The organism is Paracoccus panacisoli (assembly GCF_042435015.1).
Classification (GTDB): Bacteria; Pseudomonadota; Alphaproteobacteria; order Rhodobacterales; family Rhodobacteraceae; genus Paracoccus; species Paracoccus panacisoli.
This window is the reverse complement of the sequence record NZ_JBHMQU010000032.1, coordinates 34461-54247: the sequence shown is the minus strand read 5'-3', so window position 1 is coordinate 54247 and position 19787 is coordinate 34461. Positions and strand designations below refer to the sequence as shown.

Here is a 19787-nt window from a genome sequence, read left to right as displayed (position 1 = left end):
GGGTTTCATTTTGACAGCTGCCACCCGAGAGGGTTAATCCTGCCCCCAAACGCGCACGGGCAAACCCGGCGCAGGCACGCAGACGCGAGGGGCGGGCGATGAGCGACAGAAACGAGGGGATCCGCCCGCGGGCGCAGGTCGCAGGGCTGGCGCTGGCCGCGGCCCTGAGCGCAGCGGCAGGGGTGGCGACGCCCGCCGCGGCCGCCGTCTATACCCAGGTCAGGCTCGAAGGGGCGCAGGGGGTGGACGCCGAGACGGCGCTCTCGCTGGCCAACATCCGTCGCGGCGCCGATCTGTCGGCCGGCGACCTGAACGACGCGCAGCAGCGGCTGCAGGCGTCGGGGCTGTTCGAGACGGTCGAGATCGTCCCGCAGGGCTCGACGCTGGTGATCCGGGTCAGCGAATACCCGACGATCAACGTCATCAGCTTCGAGGGCAACCGCCGGATCAAGGACGAGAAGCTGGCCGAGCTGGTCCAGTCGCGCTCGCGCCGGGTGTTCTCGCCCAGCCAGGCCGAGCAGGACGCCCAGGCCATCGCCGCCGCCTATGCCGCCGAGGGGCGCTATGCCGCCCGCGTTGATCCGCGCGTCATCCGCCGCCCGAACAACCGCGTGGACCTGGTGTTCGAGGTGCGCGAGGGCGACCTGACCGAGACCGAGCGCATCGGCTTCACCGGCAACCGCGCCTTCACCGACCGGCGGCTGCGCAACGTGCTGTCGAGCAAGCAGGCCGGCATCCTGCGGACCTTCATTCGCCGCGACGTGTTCGCGCCCGACCGGATGCAGCTCGACGAGCGGCTGCTGACCGACTTCTATCGCTCGCGCGGATACGCCGATTTCCGAGTCCAGGGCGTCGCCCCCGAGGTGACGCGCGAGCGTGACGCCTTCTACGTCACCTACAACATCTCGGAAGGCCCGCGGTACAGCTTCGGCCGCGTCGACGTGGTGAGCGAGGTGCCCGGCGTCGATGCCGCCCCCTACATCGCCCAGAACCGCGTCCGCCCGGGCCAGGTCTACAGCCCCCAGGCCATTGAGCAGACCATCCAGCGGATGGAGGCGATCGCCATCCAGCAGGGCCGCGACTTCCTGAGCTTCGAGCCGCGCATCACCCGCAACATGCGCAACCAGACGCTCGACCTGACCTTCGCGCTGGTCCGCGGCCCGCGCGTCTTCGTCGAGCGGATCGACATCGAGGGCAACACCACGACGCTGGACGAGGTCATCCGGCGGCAGTTCAACACCGTCGAAGGCGACCCCTTCAACCCGCGCGAGCTGCGCAACTCGGCCGAACGCATCCGCGCGCTGGGCTATTTCGCCGATGCCCAGGTCGAGACCCGCGAGGGGTCGAGCCCGCAGCAGGTCATCGTGGACGTGAACGTCGAAGAACAGCCGACCGGCAGCCTCGGCTTCGGCGCGAGCTATGGCGCTTCGGCCGGCGTGGGCTTCAACGCCTCGCTGTCCGAGACGAACTTCCTCGGCCGCGGGCAGACCGTGGACCTGTCCTTCTCGACCGCGAGCGGCACCCAGAGCTTCGACTTCACATTCGTCGAGCCGTTCTTCATGAGCCGCGACCTCAGGGCGCGGTTCTCGGCCTGGTACCGCACCTCGGACTATGACAACGCCAAGTTCAACACCCGAAGCGCCGGGTTCTCGACCGGGCTCGAGTTCCCGGTCAGCGAGAACGGCCGGGTCGAGCTGCGCTACCGGCTGAGCAAGGACAAGCTGTTCGACGTGAAGCCGATCGAGCTGGATCCCGAAAGCGGCGAATGGGGCGGCTCGTCGCCGATCCTCGTGGCCGAGCAGGGCGAGCGGGTGAGCTCGGCCCTGGGCTACAGCTACACCTACGACAGCCGGATCGGCGGGCTGAACCCGCTGACCGCCTACAAGCTGCGCTTCAGCCAGGACTTCGCGGGCGTCGGCGGTGACGTGCAGGGCGTGACCAGCGTGATCTCGGCCGGGGTCGAAAGCCGCGCCTGGCGCGAAGAGGTGACGCTGCGCGCCGAGGTCGAGGCCGGCGCCATCCACCGGCTCGACGACGAGCCGACGCGGATCACCGAGCGCTTCCGCGGCTCGGGCCGCATCCGCGGGTTCGAGCCGAACGGCTACGGGCCGCGCGACCTGAACGCCCCGAACGAGGATGCGCTGGGCGGCAACTACTACTGGGCCGCGCGCGCCGAAGCTCAGTTCCCGCTGGGCCTGCCCGAGGAATACGGCATCACCGGCGGTCTGTTTGCCGACGCCGGCTCGGTCTGGGGGCTCGACAACCTCGCGGGCTATGACCGCGACGCCAACGACCGCAACGGCAACGGCAACTTCACCGAGTTCGCCAACGGCACCGTGGACGACGGGATGAAGGTGCGGGCGGCGGTGGGCGTGTCGCTGTTCTGGACCACGCCGGTCGGCCCGCTGCGCTTCAACTTCTCGAAGGCGGTCAAGAAGGAAGACTATGACAAGGACCAGCCCTTCGACCTGTCGATCTCGACGAAGTTCTAGGCGCAGGTCCGTCGCTTCGGCCGCAGCGGCGTCGCTGCTGGCGCTCGCCGCCGGGACGTGGCCGGCGGCGGCGCAGACCACGGCCCCGGACGTGCCGGCGGCCGGTGCCCCGCACCGGTTGGCGCAGGGCACGACCCCGCCCCGGCCCCGGCCGACGCTGCGCCCGGCCGAGCCGGCGCCCGTTGCTGCGCCCGTGGCCCCATCGGCCTCGCCGGGCGATGCCCTCGCCCTGCTCGGCCCCGACCGCCCGCTCGGCCCCGACCGCCCGCTCGGCCCCGACCGCCCGCTCGGCCCCGACCGCCCGCTCGGCCCCGACCGCCCGCTCGGCCCCGACCGCCCGCTCGGCCCCGACCGCCCGCTCGGCCCCGAGACGCCTGCCGAGCCGGGCGGTGCCCAGCCTCAACCCGCGCGCCCCACCGGCCTGCCGGTGCCCGCGGCCGTGGCGCCCGCGCTCGGCCCCTCGGCGCGCACCGCGCTGGCACAGGCCATCCTGACCGTGGACCAGGAGGCGATCTACCGCCGCTCGCGCTGGGGGCAGCGCGCCGAGGCCGAGATTGCCGAACAGTCGCGCAAGGTCGCCGCCGACAACGACACCGCCTTTGCCGCGCTGGTGGCCGACGAGGACGCGCTGACCCGCGCCCGCGCCACCCTCGACCCGGCCGAGTTCCGCCGCCGGGCGACCGCCTTCGACGAGCGCGTGACCGCCGTCCGGCAGGAGCGCGACGACGCCCGGCTGGCGCTGGCCCGGCAGGCGGACCGCGACCGGGCGCTGTTCTTCCAGGCCGCCGGCCCAGTCCTGACCTCGGTGATGGAGCAGCGCGGCGCGCTCTTGGTGCTCGACCAGCGCACGGTGCTCATCTCGGCCGAGACGATCGACGTGACGGCGGCCACCATCGCCGCCCTCGACGCCGCGCTGGGCGACGGCAGCGAAATCGTCGCCGCCGCCATCGCCGACGAGGAAGCTGCCGCCACCCGCCCGGCCCCCGCGGCCGACGCTGACACCGCTGCGCCCGCCGCAGCGACCGGCACCGACACGTCCGTTTCCGCGCCCCCCGCGCCAACCAACGCCACGCCCACCCCCGCCCCGGACCGCGCGCCCTGACCCGGGCGCCGACCCCCGCGGCCCCGGCCGACGCCATCCCGCTGCCCCGCGCCATCGCCGGGCAGCGCATCGGCCTGCTTGGCGGCTCGTTCGACCCGCCCCATGCCGGGCACCTGCACATCACCGAGATGGCGCTGCGCCGCTTCCGCCTCGACCGGGTGTGGTGGCTGGTCTCGCCGGGCAACCCGCTGAAGGCCCACGGCCCCGCCCCGCTGGCCGAGCGGATCGCGGCGGCCCGCGCGCTCGCCGACGACCCGCGGATCGTCGTGACCGGGCTCGAGGCCCGGCTCGGCACGCGGCGCACGGCCGACACGCTCGCGGCGATGCAGGCGCTCTGGCCCGGGGTGCGCTTCGTCTGGCTGATGGGGTCGGACAACCTCGTGCAGTTCGCCCGCTGGGACCGCTGGCAGGGGATCGCCGCGCGGGTGCCGATCGGGGTGATCGCGCGCCCGGGCTCGCGCACCGCGGCGCGCACCAGCCGCGCGGCGACGATCCTCGCCCGCCACCGCCTGCCCGAGTCCCGCGCCGCGCTGCTCGCCGACGCGACCCCGCCCGCCTGGGTGCTGATCAACGTGCCGATGACGGCGCTGTCCTCAAGCGCCATCCGCGCCGCCCGCCGCGCCGCGACGCTGCGCCCCGACGCCGGCGCGCCGCTGGCCGGGCTGACCTGACGCCCCCCAATTCTTCCTTGCTTAAATATCCCGGGGTCCGGGGCAGCGCCCCGGTCCGGCGCCGGTCGGCCGCGCCGAACCTTGCCAATCGGAAGCCCTTCTTGCTAGGCAAGCCCAACCCGACGGAGAACATGATGGCCGAGCGCAACCCCGCCCCGCACACCGCCGCCGACCTGGCCCTCATCAAGCGGATCATCCCGCACCGCTACCCGTTCCTGATGATCGACAAGGTCCGCGACATCGTCCCCTACGAGGGCGCGGTGGGGATCAAGTGCGTGACCTCGAACGAGCCGCATTTCCCCGGCCATTTCCCCGCCCAGCCGATCATGCCCGGCGTGCTGATCGTCGAGGCGATGGCCCAGACCGCGGCGGTCATGGTCGGCATCTCGATGAACATCATCGACGAGCCGCTGCTGACCTACTTCATGGGCATCGACGCCGCCAAGTTCCGCCGCATGGTCCAGCCCGGCGACGTGCTCGAGCTGCACGTCACCGTCAAGCGCCCCGGCGGCAAGATCTGGAAGTTCACCGGCGAGGCCCGCGTCGACGGCCAGCTCGTCGCCGAGGCGGCGTTCACGGCGATGATGGACCTCAAGTCGGGCGGCTCGGGCGGGGCGGATGGCTGAGACGCTCATCCACCCCTCGGCCATCGTCGAGCCGGGGGCAGCCTTGGGCGAGGGCGTCCGCATCGGCCCCTTCTGCCACGTCGGCCCCCGCGTGCGGCTGGGCGACGGGGTGGTGCTCAAGTCCCATGTCGTCGTCATGGGCGACACCGAGATCGGCGCCGGCTCGACCCTCTATCCCTTCGCCTGCATCGGCGAGGCGCCGCAGGACCTCAAATACGCGGGCGAGGACACGCGGCTGGTGATCGGCGCCCGCAACCGCATCCGCGAATACGTCACCATGAACCCCGGCACCGCCGGCGGCGGCGGGCTGACGCAGGTGGGCGACGACGGGCTCTTCATGGCCGGCAGCCACGTCGCCCATGACTGCCGCGTCGGCAACGGCGTGATCCTCGTCAACAATGTCGCCATTGCCGGGCATTGCAGCTTGGGCGACGAGGTGATCGTCGGCGGGCTTTCGGGCGTGCACCAGTTCGTCCGCATCGGCCGGGGCGCGATGATCGGCGCGCTGACCATGGTGACCGCCGACGTGCTGCCCTTCGCGCTGGTCTCGGGGCCGCGTGGGCATCTCGACGGGCTGAACCTCGTCGGCCTCAAGCGCCGTGGCGCCAGCCGGGCCGAGATTTCCGCGCTGCGCGGGCTGCTGGCCGATCTCGGCGCCGGCGCCTTCCGCGAGACGGCGCGGGCGCGGGTGGGCGAGGCCACCACGGCGATGGAGCGCGAGATGCTCGACTTCATCCTCGGGCCGTCGGACCGCAGCTTCCTCACCCCGCACGGATGACAGGGCACGGCGGATGACCCGCACCGCGATCATCGCTGGGGCCGGGCGGCTGCCGGTGCTTCTGGCCGAGGCGGTCGAGGCGCCGCTGGTCTTCGCCCTCGAGGGCGTCACCCCGTCCCTTGCGGCCGAGCCGTTCCGGCTCGAGCGACTGGTCCCGCTGATGGACCGGCTGCTCGACGAGGGCGTGACGCAGGTGGCCTTTGCCGGGGCCGTGCGCCGCCCGCGGCTCGACCCCGAGGCGTTCGATCCCCGCACCGCCACCCTCGTCCCCCGCATCGCCGCCGCGATGGGGCAGGGCGACGACGCGGCGCTGCGCGAACTCATTGCCATCTTCGAGGACTGGGGCCTGTCCGTGGTCGGCGCCGAGACGCTGCGCGCCGATCTGCTGCCAAGCGAGGGGGTGCTGGCCGGCGCCCCCACGGCGGGCGACCGCGCGGATGCGGGCCGTGCGGCGGCGATCCTCGCCGCGACGGGGCCGCTCGACATCGGGCAGGGATGCGTGGTGGCGGGCGGCCTCTGCCTCGCGCTCGAGACGCTGCCCGGCACCGCGGCGATGCTGGAGTTCGTGGCCGCCACGCGAGAGACGCCGCGCGGCGGGGTGCTGTACAAGGCGCCGAAGCCGGGACAGGACCGCCGCGTCGACCTGCCCGCGATCGGCCCCGAGACGGTGGCCCAGGCCGCCGCCGCGCGATTGTCGGGGATCGTCTGGGCCGCGGGCGGCGTTCTGCTGCTGGACCGCGCCGAAACCGAGGCGGCGGCGAACGAGGCGGGGCTAATCCTGTGGGCACGGACGGAATCGGGGATTTGAGCCGAAAAGACGCCTGTTCGCGGCGCCGGAGGACGTCTGACTGGCCCGAATACCCCTGCAACGTTGGGGGTCCGCAATGCGCGCGTTCCTGATCGCGGGCGAGCCCTCGGGCGATGCGCTCGGGGCCGCGCTCCTCAACGGGCTGCGCCAGCTCGACCCGGACCTCTCCATCGCCGGGGTCGGCGGGCCGCTGATGGCGGCCGAGGGGCTCACGAGCCTGTTCCCGATGTCCGAACTGAGCGTCATGGGACTCGTCGAGGTGCTGCCGAAATACCGCGCCCTCAAGCGCCGCATCGCCGAGACGGCCGAGGCGGCGCTGGCGTTCCGGCCCGACGTGCTCATCACCATCGACAGCCCGGATTTTTGCCTGCGCGTGGCGCGGCGGGTGCGCGAGGCGGCGCCCGGCATCCGCACGGTGCATTACGTGGCCCCCTCGGTCTGGGCGTGGCGGCCGGGCCGCGCCGAGCGCATGGCCGAGGTCATCGACCATGTGCTCGCCATCCTGCCCTTCGAGCCGCCGCTGATGCACGAGGCGGGGATGAGCTGCGATTTCGTCGGCCACCCGGTGGTGTCCCAACGCCGCGCGACTCCCGACGAGGCCGCGGCGTTCCGCGCCGGCCACGACATCGCCCCGGATGCGCCGCTGGTGCTGTGCCTGCCCGGCTCGCGCCGGGGCGAGGTGGCGCGGCTCGGCGGGCGCTTCGACGAGGCGCTGATGCGGCTGCGCGACCGGGTGCCCGAGATCCGGGTGGTGCTGCCGACCGTGCCGGGGGTGGCCGACATGGTCGGCACGATGGCCAAGCGCTGGCCCTCGGCCCCGGTGGTGGTCGAGGATGCGGCGGAGAAGCGCGCGGCCTTTGCCGCCGCCGACCTGGCGCTGGCGGCGTCGGGCACCGTCAGCCTCGAGCTCGCCGCCAACGCGGTCCCGATGGTGATCGGCTACGACATGGCGCCGCTCAGCCGGATGCTGGTCGGCTGGCTGCTCAGGACCGACACGGTGACGCTGGTGAACCTGGTGAGCGAGACCCGCGCGGTCCCCGAGTTCCTCGGCCGGCGCTGCCAGCCGGGGCCGATGGCCGCGGCGCTGGTCGGGCTGCTCGACGACGAGGCGATGCGCGGCGAACAGCTGGCCGCGATGGAGCTGACGATGGAGCGGCTGGGCCGGGGCGGAGAGCCGCCCGGCCTGCGGGCGGCTCGATCCGTGATCGGCGCGCTGGAACCGCGCGCCGCCTGAGCCTTACGGGATGGTCGGTCGGGGCGCTTAAAGCGCCGCGACGACGATCACCTCGACCTTGTAAGCGGGGGTGGCGAGCTTCGCCTCGCCGGTGGCGCGGGCCGGGGTGTGGCCCTGCGGCACCCATGCGTCCCAGACGGCGTTCATCTCGGCAAAGTCGGCCATGTCGGCCAGCCAGATCTGCGCCGAGAGGATGCGGGTCTTGTCGGTCCCCGCCTCGGCCAGCAGGCGGTCCACCTGCGCCAGCACCTCGCGGGTCTGGTCGGTCACGCTCTCGCCCGGCTTGCCGACCTGCCCGGCCAGATAGACCGTGCCGTTGTGGACGACCGCCATGCTCATGCGGTTGCCGGTCTCGATGCGCTTGATGTCCGCCATGGTCATGCTCCGTTGATGAGGCGCCAGAAGAATACCGCCGTCATGCCGAACCCGACGACCGCGATCAACCCGCGCAGCACCCGGACGGGGATGCGGCGGGCCACGGGGGCTCCGAGAAAGCCGCCGAGGATGGTGCCCACCGACATGGCGAGACATTCCCACCAGACGATCTGCCCGCCAGCGGCGAAGATCGCGAAGCTGATGATGGCGAGCGCGAAGGACAGCCAGCTCTTCAGCCCGTTCATCGCGTGCAGGTCGGTCATCCCCCAGAGCGAGAAGAGCGCCAGCAGCACGATCCCCAGCCCGCCGTTGAAGTAGCCCCCGTAGATTGCCACCGGCAGCATGGTCCCGGCGCCGAAGGCGGTGACGCCGCCGCGATACTGGCTGGCGATCTCGCGGATGCGGGGGCCGCCGAGGAACACCAGCGTGGCGGCGAGCAGCAGGAACGGCACGATGGCGGCGAAGGCCGTGTTGGACGAGACGAGCAGCAGCCCCGACCCCACCGCCCCCCCGAGCATGGTCCAGAGCGTCAGCCGCGTGACGAGCGCCCGGTCGATGCGGGCGATGTCGCGGCGAAAGCCGAGCGCCGCGGCGAGGTAGCCGGGCAGGGCCGCGACCGTCGTGGTGGCGTTGGCGGCGACGACCGGTACTCCGGTGAAGACGAGCGCCGGAAAGGTGATGAACGTCCCCCCGCCCGCGACGGCGTTCAGCATCCCGCCGAAGAAGCCGGCGACGAGCAGCAACAGGAACGTGGACATGATGGGCGGGGGCCTCGGGTCAGGAACGGGGTCGGTCGGCAGTCTGCCGGGGCCGCGGCGCCGACCATGCGCGGGGCCGTCGCCTGAGGCAAGCCGCCCACCGCGGGTTTCCGGCAGCCGGAAGCGGCCGGCGCCGGGGGCGGCGCGACGGCCGCGCGCGCCCTGACCCGACGGCACCGGCCCCGGCCCGCGCACGGCTGCGCGAGGCTGTTGACAGCCCCCCGCGCCCCCCGCACTGATCGGCGGTACCCGACGCAAGGCACGGCGCATGATCGACCTGACCTATCCGCTGTTCCTGACCCTGTTCGGGGCCGGCATCCTCACGGCCGCGCTGGTGCCGCCGATCGTCGCCCACTACCGGCTGCCGCGGGTGGTGACGCTGCCCATCGCCTGCGTCCTCGGCGGGATCGCCACCGGCTTCTTCCTCGACCTGCCGACCATCGACGTGCTCGACGGCGGCTCGATCATCACCCACGTCACCGAACTCGTCGTGCTGCTGTCGCTGACCGGCTGCGGTCTCAAGATCGACCGGCCGCTGGGGCTGACGAGCTGGGGGACGACGTGGCGGCTGCTCGGGATCACCATGATCCTCTGCATCGGCGCGATGACGCTGCTCGGCTGGGGGCTCATGGGCCAGCCGCTCGCCGCGGCGCTGCTGCTGGGGGCGGCGCTGGCGCCGACCGATCCGGTGCTGGCGGCTTCGGTCCAGGTCGGCCCGCCGGGCGAGGGCGACGGCGACGAGGCGCGCTTTGCGCTGACCTCCGAGGCGGGGCTGAACGACGGGCTCGCGTTCCCCTTCGTGCATCTGGCGCTGGCGGCCGCGGCGGCGATGGCGGTCGAGGGGCAGGTGACCGGCGACAACGGCCGCTTCACCGCCGAGGTGCTGCGCGACTGGGTGCTGCACGACGTGCTGTGGCGGCTGGCCGCCGGGCTGGCGGTGGGGGTGGTCATCGGGCGGCTGACCGGCTGGCTCGCGTTCCGCGTCGCGCCCGCGGGCAGCGTCGCGGATGCATTCCTCGCGCTCGGGCTGATGCTCGTGTCCTACGGGCTGGCCGAGACGGTCGAGGGCTACGGCTTTCTGTCGGTCTTCGTCGCCGCGCTGGCGTTCCGCCGGGTCGAGGCGCGGCACGAGATCCACAGCGACCTGCATCATTTCGTCGAGCAGACCGAGATCATGGGGCTGATCGTGGTGATGTTCGTGCTCGGCATGGCCGTGGGGCAGGGGCTGCTTGCGCCCCTCGGCTGGGCCGGCGGAGTCGTCGCGGCGCTGTTCCTGCTGGTCGTCCGCCCGGTCGCGGGCTGGGTGGCGCTGACCGGGGCGGGTCTCTCGCCCGCCTCGCGCGCCGCGGTCAGCCTGCTCGGCATCCGTGGGGTGGGGTCGATCTACTACATGGCCTACGGCCTCGGCCACGCGCCCTTCTCGATCGAGACGGGGCGCCTGCTCTGGGCGGTGATGACGCTGATCATTCTCGTGTCGATCGTCTTCCACGGCTTTGCCGCGCCGCATATGATGTCGCGGCTGAAGGACCCGACCGAGCGGGTGAACTGACGGGCCCGACCCTGTTCACCGCCGCGGGCGGGGCCTATATGGCAGGCATGACAGCCCCCCTCCACATGATGAAGCTGTGCGTCGGCGCCGCGAACCCCGAGGCGCTCGAGCGCTGGCAGCGCGACCGCTTCGGCGGGGGCGCCGCCGAGCACGTCACCCGGATGCAGCCCAAGCGCGCCGACGAGCTGCTGGCGGGCGGCTCGCTCTACTGGGTGTTCAAGGGGACGATGCTGGCCCGGCAGCGGCTGATCGGGATCGAGCCGCGCACCGGCGCCGACGGCATCGCGCGCTGCGCGCTGATCCTCGACCCGGCGCTGGTCCGGGTGGCCGCGGTGCCCCGCCGCGCCTTTCAGGGCTGGCGCTACCTCGAGGCCGCCGACGCGCCCCCCGACCTGCCCGCGAGCCGCGCTGAGGAAACCGCGCTGCCGCCCCGGCTGGCGCGCGAGCTGGCGGCGATGGGTCTGCTATGACGCCGCGCCCGCCGCGCGTCGCCGCTTGACCCGGCCGTCGCCCCGCGCTATCGCAGGCCGCACGCGGGTGTAGCTCAATGGTAGAGCAGAAGCTTCCCAAGCTTACGACGAGGGTTCGATTCCCTTCACCCGCTCCAGACACCGCAGGCCGGGTGTCGTCAGACCCTCTCGAGATCACTGTGATGACTGTCGGGCGCGCCGCATCGGGGCGTTGATCGGCTGTTCGTTCCGACGGACGGACCACGGGCCTTCACCCGCGGCGGATCTGCCCGCTCCCGTCCTCGGTCGCCGGCGGATCGCGCCGGCGACCCGCCCTTACGCCGCCTTCACCAGCCGCAGCAGGGTCATCATCCCCGCCGGCGGCAGGGTGCATTCCTCGACCAGCGTCAGGCTCGGCTCGCCCAGCACGCGGGCCCGGTCGAAGTCCGAGTGCCAGCCGAGCAGGTTCGCGAGCGGCGCGGCCAACCGCTCGGCCCGGGCCAGCAGGCCCGTGTCACGGGCGAAATGGTTGACGATGACCACGCTGCCGCCGGGGCGCAGCACCCGGGCGATCTCGGACATCACCTTCTCCGGCTCGGGCACGACCGAAATCACGTGCATGGCCGCGACGTGGTCGAAACTCGCGTCGGGAAACTCCAGCGCGCGGGCATCCATGCGGCGCAGCGCGGTGACGCGGTCCAGCCCTTCGGCCTCGACCTTGGCGCGGGCCTTCTCGAGCATCTCGGCGCTGTAATCGACGCCGGTCACGCTGACGTTCGGGCCGTAGAGCGGCAGCGCCAGCCCGGTGCCCACCCCGACCTCGAGGACCGACCCGCCGAGCTTGCTCAGCAGCGCCGTGGCCCGGCGGCGGCCGACGCCGGTGAGGGCGCCGAAGGTCCGGTCGTAGATCGGCGCCCAGCGGGCATAGGACTTCTCGACGGCGTGAAGGTCCATTCAGCGCTCCTTTGCAGGGGACGATTGGCGATGACGGTTCCACGTCCACGCCAAGAGCAGCAGATAGGCGGTGTCCAGCAGGACCAGCGTCAGCCAGGTATAGGTCAGCAGCGCCGCGCCGAGAGCGAGCCCGCCGAGCAGGATCAGCCGCGCCTGATCCGGCCGCACCCGCACCGAGGGGATCGCGGGGGTCGGCAGCCGGCTGACCATCAGCGCGGCGACCGCGATCATCCACAACCCGCACACGGCCGCGTGCAGCCCCGCGCCGGGGATCAGCAGGGCCACGAAGATCGGCAGCAGCACCAGCATCGCCCCCGCCGGCGAGGGCACCCCGGTGAAGCTCTTCTTGGGCTTCGGTGCGGCCGCAGCCTCGCGGCTGCTGATGTTGAACCGGGCCAGCCGCAACGCGCAGGCCGAGGCATAGAGCAGCGCGGCGATCCACGCGAAGCCTCCGGCCCCGCCCTGCGCCCACAGATGCAAGACCAGCGCCGGCGTCACCCCGAAGTTCACGAAATCGCACAGCGAATCGAGCTCGGCCCCCATGGCGCTTTCGCTGCGCAGCGTCCGGGCGAGGCGCCCGTCCACCCCGTCCAGAACCGCGGCGAGCAGGATCAGCAGCACCGCGCGGTCGAATTGCCCCAGCACGGCAAAGCGGATCGCCGTCATTCCGGCACACAGCCCCGCAAGCGTCAGCGCATTGGGCAGAAGCTGCGTCAGGGACAATCGCGTGGGTCGTTCCCTGTGCCTGAGCATGGTCAGTCGATCACGGCAGCACGCGCTGCCCCTTGCCGGCCCAGCTCGGCGATCACGGTCTCACCCGCCACCATGGTCTGTCCCACCGCGACCAGGGGCGCGACCCCGGGCGGCAGGTAGACATCGAGCCGCGAGCCGAAGCGGATCAACCCGAAGCGCTCGCCCGTCCTCAGGCTGTCGCCCTCGCGCGACCAGCACAGGATCCGCCGCGCCACCAGCCCCGCGATCTGGACCACGGCGAGTTGCCGCCCGTCCGCCAGTTCGAGGCAGAGCGCGTTGCGCTCGTTCTGGTCGCTGGCCTTGTCGAGCGAGGCGTTGAAGAACTTCCCCGGCCGATAGGCGACCGCCGCCACCCGCCCCGCGACGGGGGCGCGGTTCACATGGCAGTTGAAGACGGACATGAAGACGCTGACGCGCGTCAGCGCCACCGGCGCCATCCCCAGCTCCGCCGGCGGCACCGCCGGCCCGATCAGCGAGACGACGCCATCGGCCGGGCTGACGACCAGCCCCTCGCCCTGGGGCACGGCGCGCGGCGGATCGCGGAAGAAGTAATAGCACCAGATCGTGAGGCCGAGCCCGAGCCAGCCGAGCGGCGCCCAGACGAGGAACAGCACCAGCGTAACGGCGGCGAAGATGCCGACAAACCGATAGCCCTCGGGATGCATCGGCTTGAGAAAGGTGCCCCACATGGTCATGCGTCGGCGTTCCCCTTCCCTCGTGCCTTCCGATCCCGGTCCGGGCGTCAATAACAGCGCGGGACTCGGGGGTCAAACCGAGGGGGCGCGCGCGGGTCCTTTTCCCACCTTTGCCTAACGGGCCGGCAAGATGATGCGGCCGCTTTTGTCTGTCGCCGGGGGCGGGCGGAATTTCTGGCTTCGGCGCGACAGGCGAGGTGGCCCGGATGGCGGGCGATCTGTCCGATGAGACCGCTCCCGGACCCGCCTCACCGATACCCCTCGGCCTGCAACTCGAAGAGCTCCCGATACCGCCCGTCCTGCGCCAGCAGCTCTTCGTGGGTGCCCTGCGCCTCGACCCGGCCGCCCTCAAGCACCAGGATACGGTCGGCCATCCGCACCGACGAGAAGCGGTGCGAGATCAGCACCGCGGTCTTGGCCTCGGACAGCTCCTTGAAGCGCTGGAACACCTCGTATTCCGAGCGCGCGTCGAGCGCTGCTGTCGGCTCATCCAGGATCAGCACCTGCGCGTCGCGCATATAGGCCCGCGCGATGGCGATCTTCTGCCACTCGCCGCCCGACAGTTCGACGCCGTTGGCGAAGCGCTTGCCGATCATCTGGTCGTAGCCCGCCGGCAACCGCGCGATCACCCGGTCGGCGAGCGCCCGTTCCGCCGCCGCCTTCACCCGCGCGGCATCGTCGCGCGCCGCAATCCGGCCGACCGCGATGTTGTCGCCCGCAGTCAGGTTGAAGCGCACGAAATCCTGGAAGATCACCCCCATCGCGCCCCTGAGCGCGTCAAGGTCGTAGTCCCTGAGGTCACGCCCGTCCAAGAGGATGCGCCCCTCGTCGGGGTCGTAGAGCCGGGCGAGCAGCTTGACGAGCGTGGTCTTGCCGGCCCCGTTCTCGCCCACCAGCGCCAGCGTCTCGCCGGCGTGCAGCGTGAAGTCGAGCCCGCGCACCGCCCAGCGGGTGCTGCCGGGATAGTGAAAACCCACGTTCTCGAAGCGGAACCCCTCGCGGATCGGGTTCGGGACGGGCAGGGGGTTCGGGGGCGAGGCGATCTCGGGTGCCACCCGGAAGAACTCGAACAGGTCGTCGAGATAGAGCGCCTGCGCTGCGACCTGGCCGAAGCCGGTGAGCAGGTTCTCCATCAGCGTCCTGAGGCGCTGGAACGACCCGGCGAGGAAGGTCAGGTCGCCGAGGCTCAGGTGCCCGGTGACCGTCTGCGCCACGATCCAGACATAGGCCGCGTAATAGCCGAGCGTGCCCAGCCCCGCGAACAACGCCCCCCAGGCGGCGCGGGCCTGCGCCACGGCGCGGTTCTGGGCGTAGAAACGCCGCGCCAGCGTGAGGTAACGGTCGCGCAGGAATCGGTCGAGGCCGAAGATCTTGATCTCCTTGGCCGTGTCGGCGCTGGCGGCGATCTGGCGGACATAGTCCATCTCGCGCCGCTCGGGCGTGCGGCCGTAGTCGAGCGAATAGCTGCGGGCGTTGAAATGCGCCTCGCCCAGGAACGCCGGGATCAGCGTGAGCAGCAGCAGGGCCACCAGCCACGGGTTATAGGCGAGAAGCCCGCCCGCGAAGCTCAGCACCGTGATCAGGCTCTCGATCTGCCCGAAGAGCTGGCCCATCAGCGACATCCGGAAGGCCGTCTGCCGCCGCGCGCGGTCGAGCTTGTCCTGAAACACCGCGTCCTCGAAATCCTCGAGGTCGAGGGTCGCCGCGTGGTCCATCAGCCGGGTCGAGAGGTCGTTGGTCAGCCGCTCGCTGAGCAGGCTGTCCACCAGCCCGATCAGCCGCGTGAGCACGTCCTGCAGGATCGCGAGCCCCAGCTCGGCCGCGAGCATCCAGCCGAGGCCCGCGGCAAGGCCTGCGTCCCACCACGCCCCGATCGTGTCGGGCGCGTCGGGCAGGGCGGCCAGCCGCACCACCTCGTCCACGATCAGCTTGCCGACGTAGAGCGTGGCGACCGGGATCAGCGCCCGCGTCAGCCGCAGCACGATGGTGGCCAGCGCAAGGCCCGGGCCCGCGCGCCAGACGAGCCGCAGGAACGGGGGCACGTTGCGCATCGCCGCCCAGCGGTCGCGGAAGCTGCGGGGGGCCTGGCGGGCCTCGAAGGGGGGCATGGGCGCGGCCTCGTGCGGCTGGATCGGGTGGGGCCGCCGCGGCCGGGCGTCCGCGACGGCGTGGGTCTGGGGCGGCGTCCGGGTGCCGCAGCGGCGGGCCGAAGCGCCGCGCGTGCGGGCCGCGAGGCGGTCGCGCCGGCCTGGCCCGGCGCGACGCGGAAACGCTTGACCGGGCGGGTCTGGCTCGGCCATACCGCAGGCCTGCAAAAGCCGCAAATGGCGCAACGTCACGCGTGACGCCGCCGCGCAAAGATCGCGGCGCGCAAGGGGGGAACAGACGATGGGCGGCCTTCTGGCCATGTCTCGCGGCATCGACCGCGTCAACACGGTGATCGGCCGCGGGGTGAGCTGGCTGATCCTCGTGGCCATTCTGGTGAGCGCGGGGAACGCGATCAGCCGCAAGGTCTGGTCGATCTCGTCGAACGCCTGGCTCGAACTGCAGTGGTATCTCTACGGCGCGGCCTTCCTGCTCGCCGCGGCCTACACGCTGCTCGAGAATGAACATATCCGCATCGACATCATCTATGGCGGGCGCAGCCGGCGGACGCAGCACTGGATCGACCTGATCGGCCACCTGCTATTCCTGATGCCGTTCGTCATCCTGATGATCTGGCTGATGGTGCCGTGGCTGCAGCGCTCGATCGCGTCGGGCGAGCGGTCGATGAACGCCGGCGGCCTGATCCTGTGGCCCGCCAAGGCGCTGCTGCTCGCAGGCTTCATCCTGCTGTTCTTCCAGGGGATTTCCGAGATCATCAAGAAGATCGCGGTGATGCGCGGCGATCTGCCCGACACCCAGGCGCATGTGTCGTCCCACACCCCGGCGGTCGAGATCGACGACCGGATGCTGGCCGAGGCGGGGTTTGCCAGCCCCGATCATCCGGTGACCGACCAGATGATCGACCACCCGCGCGATCATAACCGCAACTACACCGACCGGGACGTCCGCAAATGATGGAGATCATCGCCCACAACATGGCGCCCATCATGTTCGCGAGCCTCGTGGCATTCCTGCTGCTGGGCTATCCGGTCGCCTTTGCGCTGGCCGCGAACGGGCTGCTGTTCTTCATCATCGGCGTCGAGCTGGCCCCCCTCTCGGGCGGCGAGATCAACCTGAGCTGGAACCTGCTCTACGCCATGCCCGAGCGGCTCTGGGGCCTCTTGAGCAACGAGACATTGCTGGCCATCCCCTTCTTCACCTTCATGGGGATCGTGCTCGAGAAATCGGGCATGGCCGAGGATCTGCTCGACACCATCGGCCAGCTCTTCGGCCCGGTGCGCGGCGGTCTGGCCTACGCGGTCATCATCGTCGGTGCACTGCTCGCGGCGACCACCGGCGTGGTGGCGGCGAGCGTGATCGCCATGGGCCTCATCTCGCTGCCGATCATGTTGCGCTACGGCTATGACCGGCGCATCGCCTCGGGCGTCATCGCGGCGTCGGGGACGCTGGCGCAGATCATCCCGCCCAGCCTCGTGCTGATCGTGCTGGCCGACCAGCTCGGCCGCTCGGTGGGCGACATGTACAAGGGCGCGATGATCCCGGGCCTCGTGCTGACCGGGCTCTACATGGCCTATGTCTTCGTGATGTCGATCATGCGGCCCGAGTCGATGCCGGCGCTGCCGAAAGAGGCGCGGACGCTCGGCTCGGGCGTCACCTCGCTGATCGTGGCGCTGCTGATCGGCGCGGGGGTCTTCTACGGCTTCTGGCACTGGCTGCACCCGACCCAGGGCGCCAACGCCGACATCCTCGCGGCGGCGGCGGCCATCGCGGTGATCTATGTCGCGGCGCTGCTCGACAAGTCGATGGGCGCCAACGTGATGAGCCGGCTCGCGCAGCAGGTCATCATCGTGCTGATCCCGCCGCTGGCGCTGATCTTCCTGGTGCTGGGCACGATCTTCCTCGGCATCGCCACCCCCACCGAGGGCGGCGCGATGGGGGCGGTCGGGGCGCTGATCCTCGCCGGCCTCAAGGGCCGGCTGGGCGGCGGGGTGATCCCGCAGGCGCTCGCCTCGACCACGCGGCTGTCGTCCTTCGTGATGTTCATCCTCGTCGGCGCGCGGGTGTTCTCGCTCACCTTCTACGGCGTGAACGGGCACCTGTGGGTCGAAGAGCTGCTGACCAGCCTGCCGGGCGGTGAATACGGCTTCCTGATCGTCGTCTCGATCCTCGTCTTCCTGCTGGCGTTCTTCCTCGACTTCTTCGAGCTGGCGTTCATCATCGTGCCGTTGCTGGCGCCGGCGGCCGAGAAGCTGGGGATCGACCTGATCTGGTTCGGGGTGCTGCTCGGGGTCAACATGCAGACCTCGTTCATGCACCCGCCCTTCGGCTTCGCGCTGTTCTTCCTGCGATCCGTGGCGCCGAAGATCCCCTACAAGGACAAGGTCACGGGCCGGATGATGGAGCCGGTGAAGACCAGCCAGATCTATTGGGGGGCGGTGCCCTTCGTGGTGATCCAGCTGGTGATGGTGGGGCTTGTGATGGCCTTCCCGCAGATGGTCATGCACTACAAGGGCAAGCCCGTGGACATGTCGCAGGTCCGCATCGAGGTTCCCATGGGGGGCGGCAGCGGCGGCCTGGGCGGCCTCGGTGGCGGCCTGGGCGGCGGGCTCGGCGGACTGGGCAGCCCGTTCGGCGCCCCGGCTGCCCCTGCGGCGCCGGGTGCCCCTGCGGCGCCGGCCCCGGGTGGGCTGGGCGGCCTCGGGACGCCGAACTTCGGCACCCCCGCGCCGGCCCCGGCACCCGCGGCGCCCGCCTCCGGCGGGCTTGGGGGACTGGGCGCGCCGAACTTCGGCAGCCCGGCGGCCCCTGCACCGACCACCCCTGCGGCGCCTGCGTCTGCCGCTCCGGCACCCGCTGCGCCGGCACCGGCGGCGGGGGGGCTCTCCGGTCCTCCGCCGGGCCTCGCCCCGCCGTCGAACTGACGCGTGCACCCCAACGACGAAAGGGCGGCCCTCGGGCCGCCCTTCTGCATTTCCGAACGCGGGTCGAGCGACCGCTCCGAAGCGCTCTAGTCCATCCGCCGCCCCGCACAAACGAAAACCGCCGCCCCGGTTCGGGGCGGCGGTCAAGGCTCGAGCCGCATGCGGGGCGCGCGGCGGTGCGGATCAGTTGCTCGCAGGCGCGGCCGGCACGGCCGGCGCGGCGGGCGCCGCATCGGCCGGGGCAGCCGGCGCCGCATCGGCCGGAGCCGCGGCAGGCGCCGCATCGGCGGCGGCCAGCTTGTTGTTGCGCTGCTGGATCATCATCATCGTGTCGAAGGTGTAATCCGTCGTCTGCTGGTACAGGTACCAGTCGTTCAGATAGGCCTTCTGCGCGTCCCACTGGGCCTTGAACGCCGGGTTCTGGCCCGCCAGCTCCTCATAGAGCGCGCGCGAGGCGTCGAACGCCGCAACCATCACGTCCTCGGGGAACGGCCGCAGCTGGGCGCCCGCGGCGACCAGGTTCTTCAGCGCGGTCGGGTTCTTGTAGTCGTACTTCGACAGCGTGTTCTGGTCGACCGCTTGGCAGGCCGTGCGCAGCAGCGACTTGTAGCTGTCGGGCAGCTCGTTCCACTTGGCGAGGTTGATGAACATCCCCACCGTCGGCCCGCCTTCCCAGAAGCCCGGGTAGTAGTAGTAGGGCGCGACCTTCTGGAAGCCGAGCTTCTCGTCGTCATAGGGGCCGACCCACTCGGCCGCGTCGATGGTGCCCTTTTCGAGCGACGGGTAGATGTCGCCGCCGGCGATCTGCTGGGGCACCACGCCCAGCTTCTCCATCACCTTCCCGGCGAGGCCCGAGATCCGCATCTTGAGGCCCTTCATGTCCTCGAGCGACTTGATCTCTTTCCGGTACCAGCCGCCCATCTGCGCGCCGGTGTTGCCGACCGGGAAGCAGATCAGATTCTGGGTGGCCAGAAACTCGTTGTACTTGTCGATGCCGCCGCCCTGATAGTTATAGGCGGCCTTGGAGCGGGCGTTGAAGGTGAAGGGCAGGTCGGCGCCGGGCGCGAAGGCCGGGTCCTTGCCCCAGTTGTAGTAGCCGACCGAGTTCGACACTTCGACCGTGCCGTCCGAGGTGGCGTCGATGGCCTGCAGGCCGGGGACGATCTCGCCCGCGGCGAAGACCTGCAGGTTGAACTTGCCGTCGGTCGCCTCTTTCAGGCGGGTCGCCACGTCCTCGGCGCTGCCGTAGATCGTGTCGAGCGACTTGGGGAACGACGAGGCGACGCGCCAGTTGATCGTCGGCGCCTCCTGCGCGATGGCGGGGGCGGCCAGCGTGGCCCCCGCGGCGGCGGCGGCGCCGCCGATCCCGGCGCGGGTCAGGAACCCCCGGCGGTCGAATTGGGTCTTCTCAGTCATAGTCTTCCTCCACTGTCGCGGACGCGGTGTCAGACCCGCGCGCCGCCCTTGATGCGCCGGCAGATTGCACCGCCCGCCGTCACCTGTCGAGACATCCATA

Annotated in this window: 18 protein-coding genes and 1 tRNA gene; 12 read left to right on the top strand and 7 right to left on the bottom strand. The window is 71.5% G+C overall.

The features are described 5' to 3' along the window. Positions 1–98 precede the first annotated feature (98 nt). The 7 genes from bamA (at position 99) to lpxB (ending at position 7711) form a co-directional block, all read left to right on the top strand. Entirely contained in the window at positions 99–2492 is a 2394-nt protein-coding gene (gene bamA / locus ACFHYO_RS07930; protein WP_081962742.1) for an outer membrane protein assembly factor BamA, read from the top strand. Between the two features lie 193 nt (positions 2493–2685). After that, the gene (locus ACFHYO_RS07925) at positions 2686–3594 is read left to right on the top strand and encodes an OmpH/Skp family outer membrane protein (RefSeq protein WP_394319567.1); all 909 of its coding nucleotides are present in this window, start codon (positions 2686–2688) and stop codon (positions 3592–3594) included. Between the two features lie 35 nt (positions 3595–3629). Further along, the gene (locus ACFHYO_RS07920) at positions 3630–4265 is read left to right on the top strand and encodes a nicotinate-nucleotide adenylyltransferase (protein ID WP_052174999.1); all 636 of its coding nucleotides are present in this window, start codon (positions 3630–3632) and stop codon (positions 4263–4265) included. 134 nt (positions 4266–4399) lie between these two features. Then, complete coding sequence (fabZ, locus tag ACFHYO_RS07915) at positions 4400–4891, top strand: 3-hydroxyacyl-ACP dehydratase FabZ (RefSeq protein ID WP_036703280.1); 492 nt, start codon at positions 4400–4402, stop codon at positions 4889–4891. Continuing rightward, positions 4884–5669 carry an acyl-ACP--UDP-N-acetylglucosamine O-acyltransferase gene (lpxA, locus tag ACFHYO_RS07910; protein WP_394319565.1) on the top strand — a complete coding sequence of 262 codons (786 nt, stop codon included), beginning with the start codon at positions 4884–4886 and terminating at the stop codon, positions 5667–5669. Before fabZ ends, lpxA begins: the two co-directional genes overlap by 8 nt. A 13-nt stretch (positions 5670–5682) precedes the next feature. Then, a complete protein-coding gene (locus ACFHYO_RS07905; protein WP_394319563.1) occupies positions 5683–6477 on the top strand; it encodes an LpxI family protein in 795 nt (264 codons plus the stop codon). Between the two features lie 76 nt (positions 6478–6553). Beyond that, the gene (gene lpxB, locus ACFHYO_RS07900) at positions 6554–7711 is read left to right on the top strand and encodes a lipid-A-disaccharide synthase (RefSeq protein ID WP_394319561.1); all 1158 of its coding nucleotides are present in this window, start codon (positions 6554–6556) and stop codon (positions 7709–7711) included. A gap of 27 nt (positions 7712–7738) precedes the next feature. On the opposite strand, the gene ACFHYO_RS07895 is transcribed toward lpxB, so the two are convergent. Together ACFHYO_RS07895 and ACFHYO_RS07890 are read right to left on the bottom strand one after the other, a co-directional pair. Continuing rightward, entirely contained in the window at positions 7739–8086 is a 348-nt protein-coding gene (locus tag ACFHYO_RS07895) for a RidA family protein (protein ID WP_394319559.1), read from the bottom strand. Between the two features lie 2 nt (positions 8087–8088). Then, the gene (locus ACFHYO_RS07890; protein WP_036703271.1) at positions 8089–8844 is read right to left on the bottom strand and encodes a sulfite exporter TauE/SafE family protein; all 756 of its coding nucleotides are present in this window, start codon (positions 8842–8844) and stop codon (positions 8089–8091) included. 268 nt (positions 8845–9112) lie between these two features. Between ACFHYO_RS07890 and ACFHYO_RS07885 the strand changes: the two genes are divergently transcribed. The 3 genes from ACFHYO_RS07885 (at position 9113) to ACFHYO_RS07875 (ending at position 11000) form a co-directional block, all read left to right on the top strand. Beyond that, complete coding sequence (locus ACFHYO_RS07885; RefSeq protein WP_394319557.1) at positions 9113–10393, top strand: cation:proton antiporter; 1281 nt, start codon at positions 9113–9115, stop codon at positions 10391–10393. A gap of 47 nt (positions 10394–10440) precedes the next feature. Further along, positions 10441–10863 carry a DUF1489 family protein gene (locus ACFHYO_RS07880; RefSeq protein WP_036703290.1) on the top strand — a complete coding sequence of 141 codons (423 nt, stop codon included), beginning with the start codon at positions 10441–10443 and terminating at the stop codon, positions 10861–10863. 63 nt (positions 10864–10926) lie between these two features. Beyond that, positions 10927–11000: transfer RNA gene (locus ACFHYO_RS07875), tRNA-Gly, on the top strand. A 178-nt stretch (positions 11001–11178) separates the two neighbouring features. Here the strand turns inward: ACFHYO_RS07875 and ACFHYO_RS07870 are convergent. The 4 genes from ACFHYO_RS07870 to ACFHYO_RS07855 form a co-directional block, all read right to left on the bottom strand. Then, a complete protein-coding gene (locus tag ACFHYO_RS07870) occupies positions 11179–11796 on the bottom strand; it encodes a class I SAM-dependent methyltransferase (protein ID WP_394319555.1) in 618 nt (205 codons plus the stop codon). Then, a complete protein-coding gene (locus tag ACFHYO_RS07865) occupies positions 11797–12519 on the bottom strand; it encodes a CDP-alcohol phosphatidyltransferase family protein (RefSeq protein WP_244961109.1) in 723 nt (240 codons plus the stop codon). A 32-nt stretch (positions 12520–12551) separates the two neighbouring features. Beyond that, positions 12552–13295, bottom strand: a complete 744-nt coding sequence (locus ACFHYO_RS07860; RefSeq protein ID WP_394319553.1) for a phosphatidylserine decarboxylase — start codon at positions 13293–13295, stop codon at positions 12552–12554. Positions 13296–13492: 197 nt separating this feature from the next. Further along, positions 13493–15352 carry an ABC transporter ATP-binding protein gene (locus ACFHYO_RS07855; protein ID WP_043133526.1) on the bottom strand — a complete coding sequence of 620 codons (1860 nt, stop codon included), beginning with the start codon at positions 15350–15352 and terminating at the stop codon, positions 13493–13495. A 280-nt stretch (positions 15353–15632) separates the two neighbouring features. Here ACFHYO_RS07855 and ACFHYO_RS07850 point away from each other — a divergent pair, with 280 nt between their 5' ends. Both ACFHYO_RS07850 and ACFHYO_RS07845 read left to right on the top strand, forming a co-directional pair. Continuing rightward, positions 15633–16304 (top strand): TRAP transporter small permease subunit, encoded by a 672-nt coding sequence (locus tag ACFHYO_RS07850; protein WP_081969234.1) that lies wholly within the window; start codon positions 15633–15635, stop codon positions 16302–16304. Continuing rightward, complete coding sequence (locus ACFHYO_RS07845) at positions 16301–18271, top strand: TRAP transporter large permease (RefSeq protein WP_394319551.1); 1971 nt, start codon at positions 16301–16303, stop codon at positions 18269–18271. The genes ACFHYO_RS07850 and ACFHYO_RS07845 overlap by 4 nt, the downstream gene beginning before the upstream one ends. Positions 18272–18454: 183 nt before the next feature. Here the strand turns inward: ACFHYO_RS07845 and ACFHYO_RS07840 are convergent, their stop codons facing one another. Next, on the bottom strand, positions 18455–19687 hold the full coding sequence (locus ACFHYO_RS07840; RefSeq protein WP_394319549.1) for a TRAP transporter substrate-binding protein: 1233 nt from the start codon (positions 19685–19687) through the stop codon (positions 18455–18457). Between the last annotated feature and the right edge of the window lie 100 nt (positions 19688–19787).

What these genes read in the sequence shown, in the direction of transcription:
- ACFHYO_RS07880 (WP_036703290.1), top strand. Translation starts at nt 10,441, where the DNA reads ATGACAGCCCCCCTCCACATGATGAAGCTGTGCGTCGGCGCCGCGAAC.
- ACFHYO_RS07845 (WP_394319551.1), top strand. Translation starts at nt 16,301, where the DNA reads ATGATGGAGATCATCGCCCACAACATGGCGCCCATCATGTTCGCGAGC.
- ACFHYO_RS07840 (WP_394319549.1), bottom strand. Translation starts at nt 19,687, where the DNA reads ATGACTGAGAAGACCCAATTCGACCGCCGGGGGTTCCTGACCCGCGCC.
- lpxB (WP_394319561.1), top strand. Translation starts at nt 6,554, where the DNA reads ATGCGCGCGTTCCTGATCGCGGGCGAGCCCTCGGGCGATGCGCTCGGG.
- bamA (WP_081962742.1), top strand. Translation starts at nt 99, where the DNA reads ATGAGCGACAGAAACGAGGGGATCCGCCCGCGGGCGCAGGTCGCAGGG.
- fabZ (WP_036703280.1), top strand. Translation starts at nt 4,400, where the DNA reads ATGGCCGAGCGCAACCCCGCCCCGCACACCGCCGCCGACCTGGCCCTC.
- ACFHYO_RS07895 (WP_394319559.1), bottom strand. Translation starts at nt 8,086, where the DNA reads ATGGCGGACATCAAGCGCATCGAGACCGGCAACCGCATGAGCATGGCG.
- ACFHYO_RS07885 (WP_394319557.1), top strand. Translation starts at nt 9,113, where the DNA reads ATGATCGACCTGACCTATCCGCTGTTCCTGACCCTGTTCGGGGCCGGC.
- ACFHYO_RS07855 (WP_043133526.1), bottom strand. Translation starts at nt 15,352, where the DNA reads ATGCCCCCCTTCGAGGCCCGCCAGGCCCCCCGCAGCTTCCGCGACCGC.
- ACFHYO_RS07905 (WP_394319563.1), top strand. Translation starts at nt 5,683, where the DNA reads ATGACCCGCACCGCGATCATCGCTGGGGCCGGGCGGCTGCCGGTGCTT.
- lpxA (WP_394319565.1), top strand. Translation starts at nt 4,884, where the DNA reads ATGGCTGAGACGCTCATCCACCCCTCGGCCATCGTCGAGCCGGGGGCA.
- ACFHYO_RS07890 (WP_036703271.1), bottom strand. Translation starts at nt 8,844, where the DNA reads ATGTCCACGTTCCTGTTGCTGCTCGTCGCCGGCTTCTTCGGCGGGATG.
- ACFHYO_RS07850 (WP_081969234.1), top strand. Translation starts at nt 15,633, where the DNA reads ATGGGCGGCCTTCTGGCCATGTCTCGCGGCATCGACCGCGTCAACACG.
- ACFHYO_RS07870 (WP_394319555.1), bottom strand. Translation starts at nt 11,796, where the DNA reads ATGGACCTTCACGCCGTCGAGAAGTCCTATGCCCGCTGGGCGCCGATC.